At 69.5% G+C, this 23,497-nt stretch carries 15 protein-coding genes and 1 pseudogene; 8 read left to right on the top strand and 8 right to left on the bottom strand.

Annotated elements, in window-relative coordinates:
- Positions 1-119: 119 nt before the first annotated feature.
- Both MBA17_RS15455 and MBA17_RS15450 read right to left on the bottom strand, forming a co-directional pair.
- A complete protein-coding gene (locus MBA17_RS15455; protein ID WP_238497140.1) occupies positions 120-509 on the bottom strand; it encodes an STAS domain-containing protein in 390 nt (129 codons plus the stop codon).
- Between the two features lie 128 nt (positions 510-637).
- A complete protein-coding gene (locus MBA17_RS15450) occupies positions 638-841 on the bottom strand; it encodes a cold-shock protein (RefSeq protein ID WP_238497139.1) in 204 nt (67 codons plus the stop codon).
- Positions 842-1,083: 242 nt separating this feature from the next.
- Between MBA17_RS15450 and MBA17_RS15445 the strand changes: the two genes are divergently transcribed.
- The gene (locus MBA17_RS15445) at positions 1,084-1,596 is read left to right on the top strand and encodes a GNAT family N-acetyltransferase (protein WP_238497138.1); all 513 of its coding nucleotides are present in this window, start codon (positions 1,084-1,086) and stop codon (positions 1,594-1,596) included.
- 105 nt (positions 1,597-1,701) lie between these two features.
- Here MBA17_RS15445 and MBA17_RS15440 read toward each other — a convergent pair whose 3' ends face one another.
- A complete protein-coding gene (locus MBA17_RS15440) occupies positions 1,702-5,994 on the bottom strand; it encodes a discoidin domain-containing protein (protein WP_238497137.1) in 4,293 nt (1,430 codons plus the stop codon).
- A 302-nt stretch (positions 5,995-6,296) separates the two neighbouring features.
- Here MBA17_RS15440 and MBA17_RS15435 point away from each other — a divergent pair, with 302 nt between their 5' ends.
- Positions 6,297-7,097: a phosphotransferase enzyme family protein gene (locus MBA17_RS15435; protein WP_238497136.1), complete on the top strand. Its 801-nt coding sequence runs from the start codon at positions 6,297-6,299 to the stop codon at positions 7,095-7,097.
- A gap of 92 nt (positions 7,098-7,189) precedes the next feature.
- On the opposite strand, the gene MBA17_RS15430 is transcribed toward MBA17_RS15435, so the two are convergent.
- The gene (locus MBA17_RS15430; protein WP_238497135.1) at positions 7,190-8,974 is read right to left on the bottom strand and encodes an asparagine synthase-related protein; all 1,785 of its coding nucleotides are present in this window, start codon (positions 8,972-8,974) and stop codon (positions 7,190-7,192) included.
- Between the two features lie 203 nt (positions 8,975-9,177).
- Here MBA17_RS15430 and MBA17_RS15425 point away from each other — a divergent pair, with 203 nt between their 5' ends.
- The 5 genes from MBA17_RS15425 (at position 9,178) to MBA17_RS15405 (ending at position 16,458) form a co-directional block, all read left to right on the top strand.
- Positions 9,178-9,696 carry an O-acetyl-ADP-ribose deacetylase gene (locus tag MBA17_RS15425; protein ID WP_238497134.1) on the top strand — a complete coding sequence of 173 codons (519 nt, stop codon included), beginning with the start codon at positions 9,178-9,180 and terminating at the stop codon, positions 9,694-9,696.
- Between the two features lie 174 nt (positions 9,697-9,870).
- Positions 9,871-11,970 carry a transglycosylase domain-containing protein gene (locus MBA17_RS15420; RefSeq protein WP_238497133.1) on the top strand — a complete coding sequence of 700 codons (2,100 nt, stop codon included), beginning with the start codon at positions 9,871-9,873 and terminating at the stop codon, positions 11,968-11,970.
- 158 nt (positions 11,971-12,128) lie between these two features.
- Entirely contained in the window at positions 12,129-13,259 is a 1,131-nt protein-coding gene (locus MBA17_RS15415) for a hypothetical protein (protein ID WP_238497132.1), read from the top strand.
- 251 nt (positions 13,260-13,510) lie between these two features.
- Positions 13,511-15,724: a hypothetical protein gene (locus MBA17_RS15410; RefSeq protein ID WP_238497131.1), complete on the top strand. Its 2,214-nt coding sequence runs from the start codon at positions 13,511-13,513 to the stop codon at positions 15,722-15,724.
- Positions 15,725-15,834: 110 nt separating this feature from the next.
- On the top strand, positions 15,835-16,458 hold the full coding sequence (locus MBA17_RS15405) for a DUF2269 family protein (RefSeq protein ID WP_238497130.1): 624 nt from the start codon (positions 15,835-15,837) through the stop codon (positions 16,456-16,458).
- Between the two features lie 192 nt (positions 16,459-16,650).
- On the opposite strand, the gene MBA17_RS15400 is transcribed toward MBA17_RS15405, so the two are convergent.
- From MBA17_RS15400 to MBA17_RS15390, 3 genes and pseudogenes are all read right to left on the bottom strand, one after another.
- The gene (locus tag MBA17_RS15400; protein WP_455432767.1) at positions 16,651-17,643 is read right to left on the bottom strand and encodes an RNA polymerase sigma factor; all 993 of its coding nucleotides are present in this window, start codon (positions 17,641-17,643) and stop codon (positions 16,651-16,653) included.
- A 397-nt stretch (positions 17,644-18,040) separates the two neighbouring features.
- Positions 18,041-18,232 (bottom strand): annotated as a pseudogene (locus MBA17_RS15395) (SAM-dependent methyltransferase); the annotation flags it as partial.
- Positions 18,233-18,313: 81 nt separating this feature from the next.
- On the bottom strand, positions 18,314-19,186 hold the full coding sequence (locus MBA17_RS15390; protein ID WP_238497129.1) for a TetR/AcrR family transcriptional regulator: 873 nt from the start codon (positions 19,184-19,186) through the stop codon (positions 18,314-18,316).
- An 83-nt stretch (positions 19,187-19,269) separates the two neighbouring features.
- On the opposite strand from MBA17_RS15390, the gene MBA17_RS15385 reads away from it, so the two are divergent.
- Positions 19,270-21,009, top strand: coding sequence for a right-handed parallel beta-helix repeat-containing protein (locus tag MBA17_RS15385; protein WP_238497128.1), 1,740 nt, complete (start codon positions 19,270-19,272; stop codon positions 21,007-21,009).
- 99 nt (positions 21,010-21,108) lie between these two features.
- On the opposite strand, the gene MBA17_RS15380 is transcribed toward MBA17_RS15385, so the two are convergent.
- Positions 21,109-23,031, bottom strand: a complete 1,923-nt coding sequence (locus tag MBA17_RS15380; RefSeq protein ID WP_238497127.1) for an APC family permease — start codon at positions 23,029-23,031, stop codon at positions 21,109-21,111.
- Positions 23,032-23,497 lie beyond the last annotated feature (466 nt).

The following is a 23,497-nucleotide window of genomic DNA, read 5'->3' as shown; positions in this document are numbered from 1 at the left end:
AATCCGATTCCGGAAATCGGCTGGACATACCGACTCCCCGGCGGTTCGGGCCGGCACCTTCGACGCCCTTCAGGCGTTTCCAGGCGCGTTTCTGCGGCCCGAACCGGGGGGTGCGTCTCCTACACCTGGGTCAGGCGGTGACGCGAGGACCTCGGCGGTGGCTCGTCGGTGTGGAACGGCTCGGCCCGACGCGCGTCCGCGAGGTCGAGGCTCACCGTGAAGAGGCCGGCCAGCCCGCTGGCGGTCAGCAGGCGGCGCATGGCCACGGTCGGTGCGAGCAGGCGAAGCGTGCCGCCACCGCTGATCGCCGCGCGCCTGGCGAAGACCAGGATGCCCAGGCCGTTGGCGTCCATGAAGGTCACGCCCGACAGGTCGATGAGAATCCGGCATCCGGGCCGGTCGACGACGGCGAGCAGCTGCTCGCGGAAGGCGTTCCCGGTGAATATGTCAACGTCGCCGGTGACGCGGCAGACCGTCCAGTCAGGATACGAATGAGTTGACAGGTCCATGCGGACCTCCAATCGGTGAACGGGAGCCCGCGACTCCAGGGAATCGCGGGACCTCGTTCGTTGAGCGAAGGCCAGGCCGAGATGCGCGGGCCTCTCGCCGGGTCTTGCGACGCTCTGTATAAGTGAATCTAGAGCGGGCGAACCTGCTCAGCCTGAGGCCCCTTGGCCCCCTGGCCGGCGGTGAACTCGACCCGCTGGTTCTCCTGCAGGCTCCGGTAGCCGCTTGCGTCGATAGCCGAGAAGTGCACGAACAGATCGGCGGTGCCGTCGTCAGGAGTGATGAAGCCGAAACCCTTGTCGGCGTTGAACCACTTCACGATTCCCTGAGCCATTACTTTTCTTACTCCTCATGAAAGGCGATCTTCAGATCTGTACTTCAGGTTGCTGCGACCGATCGCCCGGTGAAAGCCTTGGCTTCGTGCGGCGAGCACCCGCTGTCATGACTCCGCAGGCGCTGCTACGCGTACAGGAACTTCGACTACAACCTATGCGTCACTCTACAGCACGGATCGCGATCACTGCGGCTAAGGCACACAGCCAGGGTTCCGGCGAACCGTATGGGCATAATGGCGTGATGCCTCCCACTCTGATCACCAAGCGACTCCTGCTACGCCCGCCCGTTGCCGAGGATTTCGCCGAACTACTGCCGATATTCACCGATCCGGAGGCGATGCGGTTCATCGGTCCGGGAGACGTCTACGACGAGGCGAAGGTCCGCGAAGGCCTCCAGCGCAGGATCAGCAGAACGGGCGAGCAGGGCCTCGTCTTCTACACCATCGTGCACCGCGAGGACGATCGGGTGATCGGCGACTGCGGGCTGCAGGTGTGGGAGAGCGGCGAGATCGAGATCGGCTGGCGGATGGCAGCGGCCTACTGGGGGCAGGGGTACGCGAGCGAGGCCGCCGCGGAGGTCTTCAGGAACGCCCGTGACGATCTCGGCCTCACCCATCTGATCTGCATGGTCCAGGAGGACAACACGGCCTCCTGGCGGATCGCCGAGCGGCTCGGTTTCCGTCTCGACCGCACCGAGACCTGGTTCGGCGACCGCCTGGTCCGCATCTACGTCTGGGACGCGCAGCCCGGCTGACGCAGGCCCGGGCCTTGCACCGGGACCACCCCCGCAGCGACGCGAGCGGCCTCTGGACGCGGAAGTCCCGCCGGGACGCTCCCGGCGGGACTCCGGAGCGCGGTGTTACGGATTGATGTTGATGGTGAACGTGGAGGTGGTGTTCTTCACGTTCGTGTGGTTGTTACTCATCCGCAGGTTGTTGAAGGTGACGGAACCGACCGCCGGACCCTGGTCGGGCTCGGGCATTTCGTTCGCCCAGATGCCGAAGCCCGACTTGGCGTCGAAGGCGTCACCGCTCTTCTGGGCACCGGTGATGGTGATGTTCGAGAAGATCGTGTCCTTGACCGGGTTCTGCGGCTGGTTCCCGACGTAGTTCGTCTGGAACATGATGCCGGAGTAGGTCGGATCGACGATGTCCACGTCGCTCACGCGGATGCCCTGGAAGACCTTCGAGGCGGAGAAGACCCAGATGCCGGGGAAGGTCTGCCCGTTCCAGAAGTGACCGCCGGCCCGGACGATCGAGATGTTCTCGAACCTGGTCGGCGGGTCGGCGCCGAAGCCGTTCATCGGGTAGCCGAAGTCGAGCGAGCTGATCGTGATGCCGGAGTAGACCAGCGTGTCGGCGATGTAGATGTTCCTGAACACGTTGTCGTAGCCGCCGTAGACCGCGACCCCGGCCGCGCGCCACGTCAGGGTGGAGGTCAGGTTCTCGTAGACGTTGCCCCTCATGTCGGCCCCGCCCGCGTCGATGGCGGAGAACAGGGCGAAGCTGTCGTCACCGGTCGCCCGGGCGTCGTTGTTGGTGACCAGGTTGTCCGTGCTGCCGTTGGTCATGTTGACGCCGTCGGCGAACATGTTGCGGATCCGCGAGTTCTTGATCGTCACCTTGTCGGTGTTCGCGCCCCAGTAGAGGCACACCATGTGCTCGTTCCAGATGTTGTCGATCACGATCTCGGAGACGTTCGAGAAGTCGAAGACCTTGCCGGGCCCGTCGATCCGGGAGGTGTAGTTGCCGAAGTAGGCGAACCCGGCGAACGAGGAGCCCTTCGCGGTCCCATCGGCCCGGAAGCCGACGTCGGTGTTGTCCTGGGTCGTCGGCGCCTGGAAGCGGGTGTACCAGGGACCGGCGCCAAGAACCTTGACGGCCTTGCCGTACACCTGGAACTTGCTCGCGGTCTGGTAGGTGCCGGGCGGGAGGTAGACGCCGACCAGGTTGCCGGTGGTGTCCATTCTGACCCGGTCCAGGGCGTTCTGGACGTCCTGGTGGGTGAAGCCGGTGGGGACGGTGTACCTGACCGGGTCGGGGTTGGCGGTGGGGGCGACCTGCTCCAGGTTGATGAAGTCGATGGCGTAGGTCGTCGAGTTGGCGGGGTCCTTCTGCAGCCTGATCTTGCTGCCGGCCGGGACCGTCGACCCGAGCATGATGTTGGCCTCGTCGTAGATGTGCCGCGCGGGGCCCGAGCCGGGTGAGTTGCCGGGGCCGGCCTCGGCGCCGTACAGCCAGGCGTACTTGGAGGTCAGGTTGATGGCCTTGTGGAAGACGCCGTCGACGTAGACGTTGAGGGTGGAGTCGATCCCGCCGCCGCCGGGGGCGTCCGGGATGGAGAACCTGGTGACCAGGGTGTTGGTGGTGGCCTTGGTGGTGAACTCGACGTAGCTGCCCGTCGTGTTCAGCGTGACCGCCTTGCGGCCGGACGCCTCGCCCGCCGGGTCGCCGATGGTCCTGTTCGGACCGACCACGGCCGCGCCGCCGCCGATGACGCCGTCCTCGGCCTCGTACATGTCGTAGGGCATGTTGGCGCCCCGGCCCACGAAGAACGGGTGCGTGCTGGTGTTGTTCGCCCGCTTGACCGGCAGCTCGTTCGCGTCGTCGGCCAGTACGACCTTGACGCTGTACTTGCCGTTGACGGCCGGCCAGGTGCCCAGGTTGACCGGGTTCGCGGTGGCCCCGGCGGCTATCGCGCCGCTGTGGGAGCCGGTCAGGGTGCGGACCACGGCGCCGGTGGCCGTGTTGGTGAGGGTCAGCGTGATGCCGTGGGCGCCGCTCGCCGAGGCCACGGTGCCCTGGTTCTTGATCGCGACCGAGAAGGTCACGTCGTTGCCCGCTCCCGGGTTGCCCGGCGTCCAGTTGACCGGCGAGGCGATCAGGTCGGAGCTGGCGACCGGCCTGACCACGAGCGGGTCCGGGCTGGTGAAGGAGTTGTTGGTGTCGTTCTGCTCGATGACGGTGTTGTCCTCGTCGACCTTGGCGCTCAGCGGGTAGCTCGCCGCGTCGCGCGGGCCCACGTTGGCGGTGACGGTCGCGGACGCCCCGGCCGCCAGCGCGCCGACCGAGGCGGTGCCCGCCTTGGCGGTGCCCAGGTAGAAGTTGACGTTCGTCGCGCCCGAGGCCGCCGTGCCGATGTTCCTGACCGTGGCCGACAACGTGATGGGATCGGTCTCCACCGGGGCGGCGGGGGTGAAGGACGTCCCGGTGATCGTCAGGTCCGGGTTCGGCGCGGGCGTGCCGATGACCTGGAACTCGGCCACCTGCCCGCCGGAGGATCCGGAGTTCGTGGTGATCCGGAGCTGGACGTCGGCGACCGAGGCGGTGACCGGGATCGTCACGGTGTTACCGGTGGCGGGGTTGAACGTGTAGACCGCGGCCGAGGACAGGTTGGTGAAGGCGGTCGCGCTCTGCTCGCGGCCGAGCACCTGGATGGTCTGGGTACGCGTCCCCCAGATGCTGTCGGGGTTGAGTTTGAGCACGATCGAGTTGACGCTCGCGTTGGCGCCCAGCTGCACGGTCAGCGTGTTGGGGTAGCTGCCCGCGTTGCCCTCCCAGTAGGTCGCCACGTTGTTGTCGTTGGCGTTGGCGGCCACGAAGGTGTGGATCGTGGAGGAGGCGCTGATCGGCTTGCCGACAGCCAGGTTCGAGCCGCCGCCCCCACTGCCGTTGCGGGTGACCGTGTTGCTCTCGCCGGACCTGTTGCCCGCCGCGTCTCTGGCCTTGACGTGGTAGGACACCGTGGCGCTGACGGGCTGGTCGTCCGTGTACGTGAGCACGTTGCCCGCGACGGTGCCGCGCAGCGTGTTGTTGGCGAAGATCTCGTAGCCGGTCACGGCCACGTTGTCGGTGGACGCGTTCCAGGTCAGCCTGATCTGCCCGGTCGCCGGCTGGGTGTAGGCCAGGTTCGCGGGGGCCGTGGGGGCCTGGGTGTCGCCCGAGGACCCGTTGCGGGTCACGGTGTTGCTGTTCGGCGACTGGTTGCCCGCGGCGTCTCTGGCCTTGACGTAGTAGGACACCGTCTCGCTGCCCGGCTGATTGTCCGTATATGTCAGGACGTTGCCCGCGACGCTGGTGCGGAGGGTGTTGTTGGCGTAGATGTCGTAGCCGGTCACGCCCACGTTGTCGGTGGACGCGTTCCAGGTCAGCCTGATCTGCCCGGTCGCCGGCTGGGTGTAGGCCAGGCTCGTGGGGGCCGTCGGAGCCTCGGTGTCACCGGTGGCCGCGCCGTACACCTCGAACTCGGAGAGCTGGCCGGCGGCCCAGCCCGTGTTGGCCGTGATGTTCAGCCGTACGTACCTGGTGGTCGTGGAGGTGAAGTTGATCGTCGCCGTGTTGCCCGTGGCGGGGTTGAAGCTGTGCCCGGCCGAGGCGACGATCGTGCTGAAGGCGGTGCCGTTCGTGCTGCCCTGCACGCTCAGGGTCTGGGTCCTGCTCTCCCAGCCGGTGGGGAGCTTCATGACGATCTTGTTGATGCCGACGGCCGCGCCGAGGTCGACCTGGATCCACTGCGGGAAGGCGCTGCCGCTGCTCTCCCAGTAGGTCGCCTGGTTGCCGTCGCCCGCGTTGCCCGGCCCGTAGGGGGCCACGGTGCTGCTCGACGTCATCGTCTTGCCCCTGGCCAGGTTCCCCGAGGAGCCGGTCGCGCCGTAGATCTCCAGCTCGGAGAGTTGCGCGGCGGCCCAGCCGGTGTTGGCCGTGATGTTCACCCTGACGTATCGGGTCGTGGTGGCGGGGAAGTTGATCGTCACCACGTTGCCGGCGGCGGGCCCGAAGGCGTGTCCCGTGGACCCGGAGATCGTGCTGAAACTCGTGCCGTCGGCACTGCCCTGTACGGCCAGCGTCTGCGTCCTGGCCTCCCAGCCGACGGGGAGCTTCAGCACGACCTGGTCGATGCTCGTGCTCGCGCCCAGGTCGACCCGGGCCCACTGCGGGAAGGCGCCGCCGGTGCCCTCCCAGTAGGTGGACTGGTCACCGTCGTTGACCGAGCCGGCCGTGTGGATCCCGTTGGAACTGCTGACCGCGGCCGTCTTCCCGGCCGCCAGGTTGGGTCCGCCCGCGGCGGCGGCCGGGGCGACCAGCCCGCACACGAGCAGGCCGGTCGCGGCGAGCGCCGCGAACAGCCGCGATAAGACGTGCTTCCTTCTCATTGCGTTCCTCTATCTCTCGTCTGGAACGACAGGACGGGGCGAGGGGGCCGCGACACCGGCCGCAGCGGGCGGCCCGGTCGGCGGCCAAGGTGGGGGGTGCACGGACACCGTGCGTCTCGGCCGAAAGTTGCGGAGGAGAGCAAGAAAGCGAACAAGGCTTTGCAAGAAATTTGCATAGCGTTGGCCAAAGGTTACATATGTGCTACAGCCGCGTCAACGGCTGACGACGAGACACCTCAGAACGGTCTGAACCGGGCTCGCCTATGATTCGGAAGGCCACGCCAGCAAGGGAGGACAGGCTGTTGAACACGTCGGCGGAGGGGTTTCCGGACGATCCGTTGGAGGAGAAGCTCACCGGCGGCGGCGTCAACCAGGTGGTCAAGGTCGGGACGACGGTCCGCCGGCCCACCGGCCCGTGGACGCCGGCGGTCCACGCGCTGCTGGATCACCTGCACGCGGCGGGGTTCGGCGGCGCTCCCCGGGCACACGGCATCGACGAGCGGAACAGGGAGATCCTCGATCACCTGCCGGGCGCGGTCGCGCACTACCCGCTGCCTGCCTACGCCTGGACCGACGCCACCCTGCTGGGCGTGGCGAGGCTGCTGCGGGACTACCACGACGCGACCACCGGCTTCGAGCCGTCCGGCGACCACACGTGGTACTTCCCCGCCCGCGAGCCCGCCGAGGTGATCTGCCACGGCGACGTCGCGCCGTACAACTGCGTGTTCCGCGACGGGCGGCCGGTCGCGTTCATCGACTTCGACACCGCGCACCCGGGGCCACGGCTGTGGGACGTCGCCTACGCGGCCTACCGGTTCGTGCCGCTGACGGCCGTGGGGAACGGCGAGGCCGTGGCGCCGGTGCCGGAGCAGGCGCGCAGGCTCCGCGTGTTCTGCGACGGCTACGGGCTGGACGACTCGGACCGGGAGGCGCTTCCCGCCATGGTGCGGACCCGGCTCGACGACCTGGTCACCCACATGCACGACCGGGCGGCCGCGGGCGATCCGGCCTTCGCCGGACACATCGCCGCCGGGCACGACACCCTCTATCTCACCGACGTCGCGCACGTCGACCGGCACGCGGACCGGCTCCTGGCCGGGTGAGACCGGGTCGTCCAGCCGGCCACGGCGACCCGCTCACCTGGTCCGGCCGCTGCGTCGACGCTCATGGGCCGGGCCAGGATGGTCGTCCGGTCCTATTCGGACGTCGCTTCGACCGTCGCGGCCTGCCGGGACCGCAGCCAGATCTCACACGCCAGCGTCCGCGCCAGCGAGGCCGGTACGCGGGCCTGGGCGGGCAGGCCGAGCAGGAAGTCGCGCAGCGCCCCGGCGTCGATCAGCCCCATGCCCGCCAGCAGCGAACCGTCGGACAACTCCAGCAGGTCACCGTGGCACTCGCGCACCGCGGCGCCGTCCACGCCCTTGGTACGGCGCGCCGGCAGCGGAGCGGGCATGATCCCTTTCATCACCGCCACCGGCAACGACCCGCGCTCGTGCACCCGGACCGAGAGGACTGCCTCGATCACCGCGTCGTCCAGGTACGGCGCGGCGTGCGGCAGGCCGGTGCGGGAGGTGGCCTGGTCGAGCCGGCGCAGCCGATCGCCGGCGGTGCGCACGGACCGGAGCGCCGCGTGCTGACCCCGCCGCGGCGACAACGGCCGCGGGGCGTCCCCGGCGATCTCGCCGAGCAGGTCGCGGGCCAGGAGCACCGCGTCCGGAGTGGCCCAGGGCGGCATCGACAGCACCGGCCCCCAGGCCGTCGACGTGGGATCGGCGGTGGCCGGACTCGCGCCGAGGCCCCCGGCGGTCGCGACCAGCCACCGTTCGAAGGAGGTGCGCTCGCAGAGGTCGCGCAGCAGCGGCCACAGCGGCCGGCGCTCCCTGACGTGCTGGGCGTGGATGTGGCGGAGCGCGGTCAGCGGCCGGCTGCGGACCAGGTCGTGCAGATAACCGGGGACCGGGGAGAACAGTTCGTCACCACCGCGGCCCGTCAGGTGCAGCCGGGAGCCCTTCGCGATCATCCGCTCGGCCAGGCCGGCCGGTATCACCCTCTCGCACATCCGGTCGCCGGGCTCCTCGATCGGCGAGGCCCCGGCCGACCAGTGCGTGACCGGGCCGGCGGTCGCCGTCAGGTGCTCGGCCGCCGGGAGCGCGGCGGCGGCGCGGCGCGCCCAGACGCCGCCGTCGCCGGGCGGGTCCATCTCCTCGACATGCGCGGTGACCAGGCGGGCCCGGCCGTTGACCGCCAGGAAGCACAGACTGGTGGAGCCGAGGCCGCCCGACAGGTCGGCGCTGATCGTGCCGCCGCCCGCGGTGCAGCTGCCGATCGCGGCCGTCAGTGCTCGTCGCACCACGGTGGAGCCCTCCGCGAGGGGCAGGGCCGGGGCCGGGGCGGTCCACCACCGGCGCGTCCGGGAACGGCCGTCGGGCTCGATGAGGAGGCAGTGATCAGGGGGCACGCCGGTGACGCCGGCCCACACACTGGCGTCCGCCAGCGGGTGGACCGAGCCGGACGGCAGCAGCCTGGTGGCCAGGACCCGCTCGTCGACACGCGGACCGATCGCCTCGGCCAGCAGGTCGGAACGGTTCGCGGCCACCGTCGCGTCGCCGACGCGGGCGGTGAAGACGCGGCGCACGGCGGAGGCGGTGCCACGCACCCGCACCCGGCCGCCGACCGAGGCGACCAGATGGAAGGAGCCCGGCAGGCCGGCGACGACCTGTTCGACGTCCTCGACCTCGCGCAGCGGGGGCAGCCGGGGCGTCAGGTCGGTGGCGGTGGCCGGGCACCGGCCGATCACCGCCACCCGGACCGCGCCCGCCACGGCGAGTTTCACGTGCTCGCGGGGCCAGCGGCCGAGCAACCACGGCCGTCCCGACGCGTGCGGGATCGCCTGGCTCGCGTGCGGGCTCAGCGCCCGCGCCGCGGCGAGACCCGCCGCACCGTCCGGCAGGACGGCGAACCACACCTCACCCGATGTCATCGCCGTCGCCCGTCAGCCTGCGAGGAACCGGAACGGCCGGTCCCGCCCGGCGGTACGTCCATCTGCATGGGGGGCACTCCTTATCAAGCGGCGACCTCGCCCGGTCACTCTCTGTAGTATCCACCAGCGATCATCACGTACAGTGGCGAATAGGTAACCTGGCGTATTCGCCCGGTGCCGCGCCGTACGGCAGACTCGGGGCCATGGAGATCACGCTGGTCCGGGGCGACATCACCGAGCAGGACGTGGACGCCGTCGTCAACGCGGCCAACTCCTCGCTGATGGGCGGCGGCGGAGTCGACGGGGCGATCCACCGGCGCGGCGGCCCGGCGATCCTCGCCGACTGCCGCAGGCTGCGCGCCTCCCACTACGGCAAGGGCCTGGCGACCGGGCAGGCCGTGGCGACCACGGCGGGCGAGTTGCCGGCGCGGTGGGTCATCCACACGGTCGGGCCCGTCCACTCCGTCACCGAGGATCGCGCCGACCTGCTGGCCTCCTGCTACCGGGAGTCGCTCAGGGTCGCCGACGAGCTGGGCGCAACCAGCGTGGCCTTCCCGGCGGTGTCCGCGGGGATCTACGGCTGGCCGCTCGACTCGGCTGCCGGCATCGCCGTCCGCACCGTGCGCGCCACCCCGACCCGGGTCTCCGACGTACGGTTCGTGCTGCTGCGTCAGGACGTCTACGCGGCCTTCGAGCGCGCTCTGGAGTCGCCCGGAAGCTGATCGTCGCCGGACGAGGCAAGCAGTGAGTCAAACCCCACCCGCCAAACTGCCCTAATACGGCAAAACGAGTCACTCAAATCCCATAATCTTGTGCACATGCCAGTTCGGGGGAAGACTCGGGCATCTGCTGGGTCGAGTGTCACACGTCTTGTCGGTGCGGGAGTAGCCGCGGGGGTGTTGGTCGCCGGGCTCGCGCTGCCCCTGCTGGGCGGTACGGGGCTCGGGATCGTGTCCGCGTCGGAGGAGTTGAACCTCAAGCCGGAGGATCTCAAGGAGCCTCCGCTGGCCGAGCGGACGATCGTCCAGGACACCGAGGGCAACCAGATCGCGCAGTTCTATGAGGAGTACCGCGAGGTGGTGCCGCTCAGCGCGATGGCCGAGGTGATGAAGACGGCGATCATCTCGATCGAGGACTACCGGTTCTACCAGCACGGCCCGATCGACGTCGAGGGCACGGTGCGGGCACTGGCGAAGAACCTGTCCTCGGGCGGAGTGAGCCAGGGCGGGTCGAGCATCACCCAGCAGTACGTGAAGCAGGTGCTGCTGACCACGGCGACCACCGACGCGGAGAGGACGAAGGCCCTGGAGGCCACCTACGCGCGCAAGCTCAACGAGTTGCGTTACGCGATGGCGGTGGAGAAGAAGTACTCCAAGGATCAGATCCTTGAGAAGTATCTGAACATCGCCTATTTCGGGGCGGGCGCGAACGGGGTGGAGGCCGCGGCGAAGCGGTTCTTCGGCCGTCCGGCGGCGAAGCTGGATCTGGCGCAGGCGGCGACGCTGGCGGCGGCGGTGCAGGACCCCAACAGCACCGACCCCAACCTGGGGCGCAAGCAGCGGGCGCGGTTGCTGGACCGGCGCAACGTGGTGCTGAACCGGATGGCCGAGCTGAACAAGATCACCCCGCAGGAGGCCGCCGAGGCCAAGAAGAAGAAGCTGGGCTACAAGGGCACCCCGCTGCCCGGCGGATGCGAGGACAGCCGCTACGCGTACTTCTGCCTGTACGTGCGCAACGAGATCCTCAAGAACACCGACTTCGGCAAGACCGCGAAGGACCGCCTGCAGTTCCTCAACCGCGGCGGTCTGACGATCAAGACCACGATCGACCCGGACATGCAGGAGGCGGCCGAAAAGGCCATCAGGCGGCGGGTGCACGCCTCCGACAAGCCGGTCGCCTCGCAGGCGCTGGTCGAACCGGGCACCGGCGGGATCAAGGCGATGGCCGCCAGCCGGAACTACGGCAACGACAAGAAGAAGAACGAGATGTCCTACAACGTCGTCGCGGACGTCGCGCACGGCGGCGGCACCGGCTTCCAGGCGGGCTCGACCTTCAAGACGTTCACCCTGCTCACCGCCTTGAAAGAAGGCATGAAGATGGGCCAGGGCTTCAACGTCGGGGCGGGCTACCGGGCACCGGCCTACTCCTCGTTCAAGAACTGCAAGGGCGACAACGTCGGCGACCCCACCTGGACCGTGACCAACGACGAGGGCTCCGGCGGCTTCAAGACGCTCCAGACGGGCACCTGGGGGTCGGTCAACACCTTCTTCATGGTGCTGGAACAGCGCGTCGGCCTGTGCGACACGGTCGAGACCGCCAAGTCGCTGGGGATCAAGCGGGCGGACGGCCTGCCCTTGCAGGAGTACGAGACCTTCACGCTCGGCATCAACGAGATGGACCCGGTGACCGTCGCCAACGCCTACGCGACCATCGGCGCGCGCGGGAAGTTCTGCGCCCCCATGGCCATCAGCCAGATCACCGACCGCGACGGCGAGGTCACCAAGTACCAGCCCAAGTGCAAGCAGGTGTTCGACCCCGAGGTCGGCGACGCCGCCGCCGAAATCCTGTCGGGCGTGTTCACCAAGGGCACCATGCGGGGCGTGGGCGGCATCGGCCGCGACGCCGCCGGCAAGACCGGCACCACCGACGCCCAGTCCACCGCGTGGTTCGCCGGTTTCACCCCGGACCTGGCCGGGGCGGTCAGCATCGGCGACCCGCGCGGCTCGGTGAAGCACAAGCTCAACGGCGTCACCATCGGCGGCCAATACTACGGAGCCGTCTTCGGGGCCACCATCCCCGGCCCGATCTGGAAGGACACCATGCTGGGCGCGCTGAAGGGCGTCGAGCGCAGCTCCTTCAAGTCGGTCGACTCCTCCCGGTTCGGCGGCTGCGGCTCGGGCTGCGCCCCCAAGAAGACCACCAAGCCCAGGGAACGCGGGCGCGACTCCCGGGACTGGAACTCCACTCCCGCCGGCACCCGGGCCGACCTCGGCTGACCTGCGCTCGGCACGCACTCCACGGCCGGCTGGCGGCGTCACGATCCCGTGACTTCGACAGTCGGCCATGGACTGTTCAATCACACGTCTGTAAGGATCCTTGCGGTCGCCATAGAGTTCGTGACCGTTACCGATCCTTTGGAAGGTGTGCGTACGACATGCGGGTCCTCCCCATATTGCTCACGACGTTGATGGCATCGGTGCTGGTAGCGCCGTCGGCTCAGGCGGCGGTCCGGCCGCCTGAACTGCCCTCGGAGGTGTACGGCGGCGCCTGGGCCGCCGGCCACGTGCAGGGCATTGCGGTCGACCAGAAGAAGGGGTTCATGTACTTCTCCTTCACCAACCTCCTTGTCAAGACCGACCTGGCGGGCAAGCCGGTGGGCTCCGTCACCGGATTCACCGGCCATCTCGGCGATCTCGACTTCAACCGCAAGGACGGCCGCGTCTACGGCTCCCTTGAGTACAAGGACGCGAAGGCGTTCTACATCGCCATCTTCGACGTGGACCGGATCACCAGCCTGGGCATGGACGCCGAGTCCACCGGTGTGGTGACCGCCGTCTATCTGAAGGACGTCGTCGACGACTACACCGCCGACATGGACGGCGACGGGAAGTTCGACGGCAACGTCGGGAACACCGCGGACCACCGCTACGGGTGCAGCGGCATCGACGGCGTCTCCTTCGGCCCCGAGTTCGGCAAGCGGAACGGCGAGCAGAAGCTGACCGTCGCCTACGGCGTGTACTCCAACGTGGGGCGCAAGGACAACGACAACCAGGTCCTCCTCCAGTACGACATCAAGCGGTGGCGCGACTACGAGCGCCCGCTCACCCAGTCGGCCCCGCACACCGAGGGCCCGGACCGCGCCGACGGCAAGTACTTCGTCCGCACCGGCAACACCACGTACGGCGTGCAGAACCTCGACTACGACGGGCACACCGGCAACTGGCTGATGGCCGCCTACAAGGGTCTCAAGCCCGAGTTCCCGAACTACTCGCTGTTCGTGATCGACGGCTCCAAGCGGGCCGTACAGGGGCCGGTCGCGGGGCAGCCGAAGCCGGAGCAAGGCGCGATCCTGTCCCTCGTGCGCAAGGGGCTGCACCACGCCGAGTCCGACGTCTGGGGCTGGGAGGCCCCGGGCCAGTACGGCCTGGCCTCGCTCGACGACGGCCGTTACTACGTGTCCAAGGACGGCAAGATCGTCGAGGACGGCGTGACCAAGCAGACCAGCCACGCCCAGCTGCACCGCTGGACGGGCCGCACGCCCACGCCGCTGGAGCGCGTCGAGTAGGACCGCGCGCGTCGAAGGCCGCCGGATCGCGAGCGAATCGCGGGACGGCGGCCTTTTATTTTGCAGTTTCATCCACGGTGATTCGGCTGAATGGATTCCCTAGAATGGTGATGGAGGCACCACTCCAATTTCACCTGATATGTCCGTGGAAACCCCGACCATGGAGCCCGCCGATGGCCGTGCAATTCACCGAACTGCGGATTCATGGGGTCGCCGGCGCTTCACCCCAATCCATACTATTTCCCGATCAGGTGCGCGCAATCACGCCTAATCATGACAAGGTTGGCTTTTATTCGCCCTATCTGGATAAAAAGGTCTCCTGGCGGCGGGAAGCTTATGTATGGGGAGATCTCACTTCAGGGCGTCCTTCGCGGGCCTTCTGGCTGCTGCTGCTCCCGTTCGCCCTGGCCAACGTCGCGTTCTACATGTCGCCCCGGCCCGCCGGGGCCCGCCGGCGCACTCCCCCGCTGCGGGTCGCGCTGGAGACGGCGCACCGGCTGTTCGCGCTGTCCCTCACCGGCACCCTGATCACCGCCGTCACCGGCGCGTCGATGGACCTCGTCGGCTGGCAGTCCGCCGGGGAGGAGTCCGCCGGCAGCGTGCTGCGCTGGCTCGCGACCGCCGGCGGCGACGACCTCGCCCGCCGCCTCGGCCTCTCCTCGCTGTTCCCGATGCTGTCGCTGGCACTGATCTGGTGGCTCGCCCGGCTCACCTGGCGCCGCCATGACCGATGCAGCATGAAGGCGGACAAGACCGACGAGGAGACCGCCGGCCTCCCGCTCGCCCAGCGCCGGATGTGGAACGGCGCCGACCCCGTCGGGCGGCTCCGCTCGCTCCACGTGGCCTTCGGCTTCGTCCTGATCGCCCTCGCCCTGACGGCCCCGTTCGCCGGCGCCCCGCCGTTCCGCGCCCTCTGGATCGCGGCCCTCGTCCTGCTCGCCGTCGTGATCGCCCTGGCGATGGTGCCGAAGGTCGCCGCCCGGTACGGCCCCGGCCCCGAACCGCTCTGGTCCCGCGCCTTCACCGTGTGCTGCTCGGCCCTCCGCCTCGCCGCCCTCCTGCTGTACGGCACGGCCTTCGGGCTCGCCGTCACGCAGGGCCCCGCGGTGAGCCCCGCGGTGGGCCCCGTGGTGAGCGTCGTGTCCGGCGGCGCGCTGCCCGGCCTCCATCCGGTGCTGACGGGCCTGTTCTGGGCCCAGGTGGCCCTGCTGGCAGCAGTCGCGGCGTGCACCGTGGGGCTCGCCGTACCGCGGGCCAGGCCGGAGCCCGAGCTGGCCTACGGCACCGCCCTGCGCGGGCTGGGCGGGCCGGCGACGCTCGTGCTGTCCTGGACCATCGCCACCGCCTTCTCGGTCGGGCTGGCCTTCGCCGTGGCCGAACTCATGGGCACCCCGTCCTTTCCCGGCGGCCCCGCCGGGAAAGGCGGCCTCATCCTGCCCGCCTCCTACTGGTGGTCCTCGCTCTCCGGGCTGGGCGCGCTGCTCGCCTCCGTGCTCGTGGCCTGCTGGCTGTGGCTGCGGTGGCGGCGGCTGGCCCGTGCGCTCGGCGGCGCGACCCGGGACCCCCGGGTCCGCGACATCTGGGCGGCGGCGCGGCTCACCGACAGCGCCGCCCTGGGGCTCGCGGTCATCGCCTGCGTGGCCACCGCCGGCCTCGTCGTCGGCGGCGTCCTGCTCACCCTGCGCCCGCAGGACGCTCCCAGCGGGCCCGTCATCGCCGTCGGGATCATCATCCTGGTGTGCTTCGCGGTCGCCCTGGTCATCGTGGGCTGGCAGGCGTACGGCAACCCGGGCCTGCGCCGTACGGTGGGCGTGCTCTGGGACATCAGCACCTTCTGGCCGCGCGCCACCCACCCGCTCGCGCCCCCCTGCTACACCGAGCGGGTGATCCCGGAGCTCGTCCAGCGGGTGGAGGACCTGACCGGGAACGGGACCGACCGGGTGGTCGTCTCCGGGCACAGCCAGGGCAGCGTCATCGCCGCCACCCTCGTCCTGCAACTCGACCCCGCCACCAGGGCCCGCACCCGGCTCCTCACCCACGGCTCCCCCCTGTGCCGCCTCTACGCGCGCTTCTTCCCCGCCTTCTTCGACCCGCCCACCTTCGCCACCCTCAGGACGCTGCTGACCGGCGCGGACCCCGCCCCGGGCGCACCCCTCGGCTGGCACAACCTCTACCGCCCCTCCGACCCCATCGGCGGCCCCATCTTCCGCGACCCCGACCTCCCCGACCTCGACGGCGATCTCGACGAGTACCTCCCCGACCCGGCCGAGACCCCCCACCCGGCCGACGACCCTCCCCCGGTGTACGGCCACAGCGACTACTACCTCGACCCCGCCTACGACACCGCCATCCGCACCTGGGTCGAGTGGGCCGACGCCGAGCCCGCCTCCTCCCCCGGCGCCCCCGTCCGACCGACGTACGGCGAGCAGCCCGCCTCCCCCGTTCGGGCGGAACCGCCGCTGTGACGGCAGGGCTACGCCGAGCGGTGTAGTTCGTGAGCCGCTCCCGGGCGGACGCCGGTCCCGCCCGGACGGGGGATGGTGGCTCTGTGCGTACAGCGGAGAGGCGAAATGTGATGGATGCCAGCGGCACGGTGCCGCGCGAGCGCGCGGCCGACGAGGCCCAGACGGGGCGTGCCGCCAGGAGGCTGCCTCCGATGCCGCCCCGGACCCGCAAACTCGTGACGACGCTCCACGTCATCTCCTCGGTCGGCTGGCTGGGGCTGAACCTGGGCGTGCTGACCCTCGCGCTCACCGGCATGAGCACCGGCGACCCGGATCTGCAGCATGCGGCCTACAGCGTGCTGGCCCTGCTGGGCGGCGTGCTCCTCATCCCGCTCAGCCTGACCGCGTTCGTCACCGGCGTGCTGCTGTCGCTCTTCACCTCGTGGGGGCTGCTGCGGTACCGCTGGGTGATCGTGAAGCTCGTGCTCACCCTGATCGCGGTGGTGCTCATCCCGTCGTCCCTGCTTCCGGGACTGAACGAGGCGGCGGAGATCGTGGCGAACACCCCGCCCGGCCGGTTCGCCGCCGTCGACCGTTCCGGCCTCGGCGCGGTGAGCGCGGGGTGTGTCTCCACGACGATGTACCTCACCTGCACGATCCTGTCGGTCTACAAACCGTGGGGCCGCACGCGTCTCGGCAGGCGCCGGCTCGCGGCGTCCCGATCGGGCAGGGAGCCGAACGGCGACCCTCAGTAGGCCCAGCCAGACCGTAGCCATCGGTGAACACTTCACGCCTCCCCGAGGAGGGGACACGTGAAGGACGGACGCGGACGTCGTGGCGGGACGCCAGGCTTGCACCAGATCCAGGGTGGTGGTGGTCGACCAGGGCGGCGTTGGCGGCGGTGCTCGCCCGCCGCCGGATCGAGGACGGCGCCGGGCCCCTGCCCGTCAGTTCAGGTAGTCGCGCAGGCTCCGGGCACGGGCGGGGTGACGTAGCTTGGCCATGGTCTTCGACTCGATCTGCCGGATCCGTTCGCGGGTCACGCCGTACACCTTGCCGATCTCGTCCAGCGTCCGGGGCCGGCCGTCCGCCAGGCCGTACCTCAGGGCCATCACCCCGGCCTCACGCTCGGACAACGCGTCCAGCACCGAGTAGAGCTGTTCACGGAGCAGGCTGAAGGCGACCGCCTCCTCCGGATCGACGGCGCTCACGTCCTCGATGAGATCCCCGAACTCGCTGTCGTTCTCGGCGCCGAGCGGGGTGTGCAGGGAGATCGGCTCGCGCGAGTAGGTCTGGATCTCGGCGACCCGCTCGGGGGTGATCTCCAGCGCGACCGCGAGCTCGTCGGGGGTCGGCTCGCGGCCCAGGTCGGCGAGCATCTGCCGCTGCAACCGGGCCAGTTTGTTGATCACTTCGATCACGTGCACCGGGATGCGGATGGTCCGCGCCTGGTCGGCCAGGGCCCTGGTGATCGCCTGCTTGATCCACCAGGTGGCGTAGGTGGAGAACTTGAAGCCCTTGGTGTAGTCGAACTTCTCGACCGCCCGGATCAGGCCCATGTTGCCCTCCTGGATCAGGTCCAGGAACGGCATGCCGCGGCCGGTGTGCCGCTTGGCCAGCGAGACCACCAGCCGGAGGTTGGCCTCCAGCAGATGGTCCCTGGCGCGCCGGCCGTCCTCGGCGATCCACTCCAGCTCGGCCTGCACGTCCGCCGGCATCGTCCGGCTCAGGTTGGCGAGTTGTTCGGCGGCGAACACGCCCGCCTCGATCCGCTGGGCGAGCTCCACCTCCTGGGCCGCGCTGAGCAGCGTGACCTTACCGATCTGCCGGAGATAATCCTTGACCGGGTCCAGCGTCGCACCGCTGACCGCGAGCAGCACGCTGGGTGGTTCTTCGGCGTCTGCGGTCGTCAGATCGTCGCCCTCGGTAACGCTCGTCACTATGGGACACCTCCGGATGACGCGTGTCGGGGATCACACTACGTCCACTGTCGACGTGCCCTGACCAGGACGTACGTACGGACCGCGAAACCCTGCCCCGTCGCTGTTCCGCGAATCCCGCCCGCGCTCCGGCCACCCGCTCCATCGACGAGAATCCAACCGGAGCCGGCAACCGGACCCGCCGATCAAGACGAGCCCGCTCGTACGGTCAACACACCACTATGTGTCGTATCATGCCGTATTCGGTGACCTCTACTGCGATATATGAGCTTACGGCTGGTCTTTGGCCGATGCGACGCCGTAGGTCTGCGAGAAGACGATCTCCTCTGCCGGAGTGCGCGACCTACGTGTGGGAAGGCCTTCCAGGGCTCCGGGAACCGATGACATCCATCCGGCGTCAGGGCTTACGGGCGGCTCCGCCGTACATCCAGATCCGGTCGAAATCGAACGGTTGGGTCTCCGGCCGCCACCGCGGAACCTGGACGACACCCGGTTCGAGCAGTTCCAGGTCTCCGAACAGGCGCTCGATTCGGCCTTGGTCCGGGGCACGGCGGGCAGGGTACGGCCGGCGAGCGCGGTGCAGGCGTCTTCGGTGGTGTTGCCGACGGCGACGTTGAGCTGTCTCGGATCGTGTTCAGGGGGCCGGGGCCGCCGAGCCACGCCGGCGAGTTCACGGCCGGTCCGGTTCCGGCGTGGACCGGCGCCTGCGATAGGCGCGCTGCTGGCAGGCACGTGAGCAGTAGGCGCGTGGCCGGCCCGCCTCCGCCCGGTCCATCCTCTTGCCGCACATCGCGCACAACCTGCTTTCATCACGCTTTTCATCACGCTCGCGGACCAGCGCCTCCACACCGTCCAGCACCCGCCGCAGGCCGAACTCGAAGGAGTCCTCCGGCTCGTCGTAGCCGCCGGCCTCCCAGATGTAGGTCAGCGTCGGATAGCGGCCGAGCTTCTCGAACAGCGACTCCCTGGCGCCCCACCACTCCTCCTCGGAGACCCCGGTGCGCCGCTCGGCCCTGGCGACCTCCGCCACCCTGGTCGCCTCGCTGTCCACGAACCGGCCGACGAGGCCCACCACGGCGATCATCTCGGCGGGCGTCAGGCCGATCCCCTTGACCGTGCTGAGCGCGTACTCGAAGTCGGCGATGGAGTTCGGGCCGGGCACGTGCCGGATGCCGCGCACCTCGGCCAGCCAGGGGTGGCGCCGGCCCAGGGCCCAGCCCCGCCTCGCCCACTCCGTCAGCGCCTCGCGCCAGCCGTACGGCGTGCCCGGCGGCGTGGTGCCGCCCGTCTCGGCCATGACCATGTCGCACATCAGGTCGATGAGCTGCGCCTTTCCCGGCACGTGCCGGTAGAGCGACATGCTGGTGAAGCCGAGCCGTTCGCCGACGCTCCGCATGGACAGTCCTTCGATCCCGGCGGCGTCGGCGATCTCGACGGCGGCGCGCACGATCGCGCCGACGCTCAGTCCCCGCCTCGGCGCGGCGTCCCCCGGCTCCCGCCACAGCAGTTCGACCGTCCGGTCCGGATCCTCCTCGACGGCCACCCGTCCTCCTCTGGCTTGACGTCCGACCCTATTGCCTGTTTATGCTGTATAGCTAAATTTACACTATAAACGAGGTGCGATCCTTGAACGAGCTCTACGTGTCCCCCTCCGGCGACGACGCCTCCCCGGGCACCCGGGAACACCCCCTCGCCACCCTCCCCCGAGCCCGTGAGCTGGCCCGTGACCAGGCCCGTGACCAGGCCGGCGACGCGGAGACCGTGGTCCATCTCCTGGCCGGGACGCACCGGCTCGCCGAAACCCTCGAACTCACCGAGGCCGACTCCGGCCTGACCTTCCGAGCCGAGGGCGAGGCCGTCGTCAGCGGTGGCCGGCGGATCACCGGCTGGCGCGAGCGGGACGGCGTCTGGCTGGCCGAGGTCGGCGACCTCGACACCCGTCAGCTCCACGTCGACGGCCGCAGGGTGGAGCGGGCCGCGATCGACGCCCTCCCCGGCACGGCGACGAGAACCGACACGGGTTACGTCACCGACAGCACGGCCCCGCAGAGCTGGGGCAACCCCGCCGACGTCGAGTTCGTCCTGCGGGGCGTCTATCCGTGGACGGAGGCCCGTTTCGGCGTCGCCTCGGTCGACGGCGACGAGCACTCGACCACCATCACCATGGCTCAGCCCGCCTTCGGCTGGGCGATCGAGCTCTACAACTCGGTCGTCCCGTGGGAGGGCGGCGGCGAGTCGTACGGTCCGGGACTGCCGACCCGGGTGGAGAACGGCGCGGGCTTCCTCACCGAGCCGGGCACCTTCGTGCTCGACCGGTCCCTGCCCGGCCGCCACGTCCTGCGTTACCGGCCGCGCCCCGGCGAGTCGCCCGAGCGTACGGAGGTCGTCGCGCCGGTGCTGGAGACGCTGGTCAAGGTGACGGGCGCGCGGGACGTCGCCTTCCACGGCATCACCTTCGCCGACGTCACCTGGCTGCGGCCGAGCCGCCCCGAGGGCTTCCTGCACTACCACGGCACCGGCTACTACGACGGCGGCCCCATCGAGAAGGTGTCGTTCGGCGAGGGCGCGTGGGTGACGGTTCCGGGAGCGTCATTGACCATCCCCGCCAACGTGGTGATCGACGGGGCCGCGGGCGTCGCGATCGAAGGCTGCCGCTTCACCCGGCTGGGCGCCACCGCCCTGCGGTTCTCCGGCGGCGCCACGGACATCCTGGTGCGGGGGAATGTGGTCGAGGGCGTCAGCGGCGGCGGGATCTCCGTCGAGGAGAGCCGCGGCGTCCGGGTCGAGAACAACTGGATCCACCACGTCGGCCTGGACTACCCCGGCTCACCCGGCATCGCGGTGACCGCGAGCCAGGACGTCGCGATCGCGCACAACCAGGTGAACGACGTCCCGCACTGCGGCATCGTGCTCGGCTCCGGCAAGAGCACCCAGGTGCTGCGCAACCTCACCTTCAACACGCTCAAAGTGCTGGCGGACGGCGGCGGCGTCTACCTGTCGGGCCCGCAGGGCGACTCCCACGACAACGGCGCGCTGATCCGGGGCAACGTCATACGCGACACGCTCACGCCGTACAACTTCGCGCTCTACACCGACTACGGCGCCGCCTGGGTCACCGTCGAGGGCAACGCCGTCCAGCGCGCGGACAACACCGCCGTCCTGCAAGTCTCGCCACCCCTGGAGAACGTCGTCTTCCGCGGCAACTTCTGGGACGCCGACCCCGTCGCCTGGGACGACCCGCCGGAAAGCGTCACCCTCGACGACAACCACACCCTGACCGACGAGCAGGACTTCGCGGCCCGTACGGCGAGCATCACCGCCCAGGCGGGCCTGGAACCCGGCTACACCCACCTGCTGAACGGGTGACCCCATCGGCCCGGTGAGGCGGTCCTCGACGACCGGCCCTCGTACCTCCACGGGAAACAGGGCACGGCGTCGCCCGCCGTCCGGTCCACGAACAGCGGCTCAGCCGACGTGGACTATGGGACGGCGGGCGGTGTCGGGCTCGGCCTGGCGCAGCACCTCACGGGTCAGCGGCGGGATGTCGCCGCCGCCGAAGACCAGGTAGCGCAGCAACGCGCCGATCGGCCTGCCCTCGGCCGCCCAGTGGAAGTACACGTTGGGCATCTTGCCGGTCTCGTCGCGCAGGTGCAGCAGCAGCGCCGCGATCGCGTTGGCGATGGTCGGGCTCTCCATGCGCAGGACGCGGAAGCCGTAGCGGTCCTCGCCGATCACCCGGAGCTCGGACGCGAACTCCGAGGCGTCCGGAACCGTCACCTCCAGGAACAGCAGCCCCTCGGCTGCGCGGAGGCGGTGCAGCTCCCACGCCTCACGGGATTTGTCGACGTACTCTCTGCAGTCACGTGCGTGGGGCTCGTTGGCGATGAGGTGGATCTCGGCGGTCTCGTTGATGTACAGCCGCGCCTGGTTGTCGAGGGTGATGCGGGTGACGCGCAGTTCGGTGGAGCGGGTGGCCCGGGAGATCAGCGAGGTGACCACGATCGCCAGGACGAAGAACAGGGCGATCACCAGGCCGTCGGGGCGTTCGATGATGTTGGCGATCGTCGCGTAGGAGACGATCAGGGAGATGACCCCGAAGGGGATCGCGGCCTTTCTGCGGCCGCCGGTCCAGGCCGACAGGGTGACCGCCACCGCGGCCGAGAGGATCAGGGCGAGCACCCCGGTGGCGTACGCGCCGCCCTGGGCCTCCACATCCGCGCCGAAGAACACGGTGATGGCGAAGGAGATCACGGTGAACACCAGGACCATCGGCCGGGCCGCACGGGACCAGTCCGGGGCCATGCCGTAACGGGGCAGATAACGCGGCACGATGTTGAGCAGCCCGGCCAGCGCGGAGGCGCCGGCGAACCACAGGATCGCGATCGTGCTGAGGTCGTAGGCGGTTCCGAACCAGTCGCCCAGATACTCGTGGGCCAGGTAGGCCAGGGCGCGTCCGTTGGCCTCGCCGCCCTCGGCGAACTCCTCGGCCGGGATCAGGATGGTGGTGGCGAAGCTGGAGGTGATCAGGAAGACGCTCATGATGAGCGCCGCGGTGGTCAGCAGTTTCTTGGCGCCCGCGACCCGGCGGGCGAGGTCGCCTTTGATCAGCGGCATCACCGCCACCCCGGTCTCGAACCCCGACAGGCCAAGGGCGAGTTTGGGCATGACGTACAGGGAGACCGCGATCATCGCGATCGGGCTGGAGTAATCGCCGACCAGGGCCGTCCGCCAGTCGGCCACCAGGCCCGGTCCGGCGAGCACGCGCTGAAGCGCGACCCCGATGACGACGATGTTCAACGACAGGTAGAGAGCGACCAGGACGACGGCGATGGAGATCGCCTCGCTGAACCCCGCCAGGAACACTCCGCCCAGGGCGGCGATCAGCACCAGCGTGACCGGCACCTTCCAGCCGCCGAGGAACGCCGGGACGAACGGGTTGTGCAGGATGTGCGCGGTGGCGTCCGCGGCCGACAGAGTGATCGTCACGATGAACGCGGTGGCGACGAAGCCGAGCAGGAACAGCACCAGCAGTTTGCCGCGCCACCCGGGCAGCAGGCGTTCCAGCATCGACAGCGAGCCCAGCCCGTTGGGGCTCTCCCTGGCCACCGCCCGGTAGGTGGGCAGGGCCCCGAACAGGGTCAGCGCGACCAGCAGCATGGTGGCGACCGGGCTCAGCGCCCCGGCGGCCAGAGCGGCGATGCCCGGCTGGTAGCCGAGGGTGGAGAAGTAGTCGACGCCGGTCAGGCACATCACCTGCCACCAGGAGTGCTGATGGTCCGGCGTCTCTTCGTGCTGCGGTCCGGTGGTCTTGGCGTCGGGGCGCCGCAGCCCCTTCAGCAGCCAGCGCTGCAGCCCTGAACCGCCCCGCGCCGGGGTCGTCGTGCTCACTCCCGGCCCTCTCCCCGGTCGGTCCGTGGCCCCGCGGGTAGCCAGCGCATCACTGCAGACCGGTCCACCTCGGCCAATCCGGCCACCCCCGCATCAAGAAGTCGTAAAGACGAAAGCACCCTACTGAGACCAAGTGATGACTTTCATGATCACGGCGTCAAGAAAACATCAATATCGCGGGCAGACATCCGATCATCCCATGATGCTATTCCGCTCCCACAACCGCGCCACACGTATATATGAGTGACCGCACTGATCAAATCGCCGTTTCCATTTGATCGGGAAACTCCGGCGGCGGGAAAGGCCGGGCCACCGGAGATCGCGGATCACAGTCCAGGCCGGGAGTGCGCAGGCCAGGGCATCGCCGGGAGGCTTTACGTAGCGAGGGTGCCAATAGTTGACCGGGTGCCGTATGGAACCTGTCAAGAGTTGCAAAACCGTACGAATCTAGGGATTTGCTGGTCTT

It is taken from the genome of Dolomitihabitans soli, from assembly GCF_022213955.1.
GTDB classification, from domain to species: domain Bacteria; phylum Actinomycetota; class Actinomycetes; order Streptosporangiales; family Streptosporangiaceae; genus Streptosporangium_A; species Streptosporangium_A soli.
The sequence above is the reverse complement of the archived record's forward strand: the minus strand, read 5'-3'. Positions and strand labels throughout refer to the sequence as shown.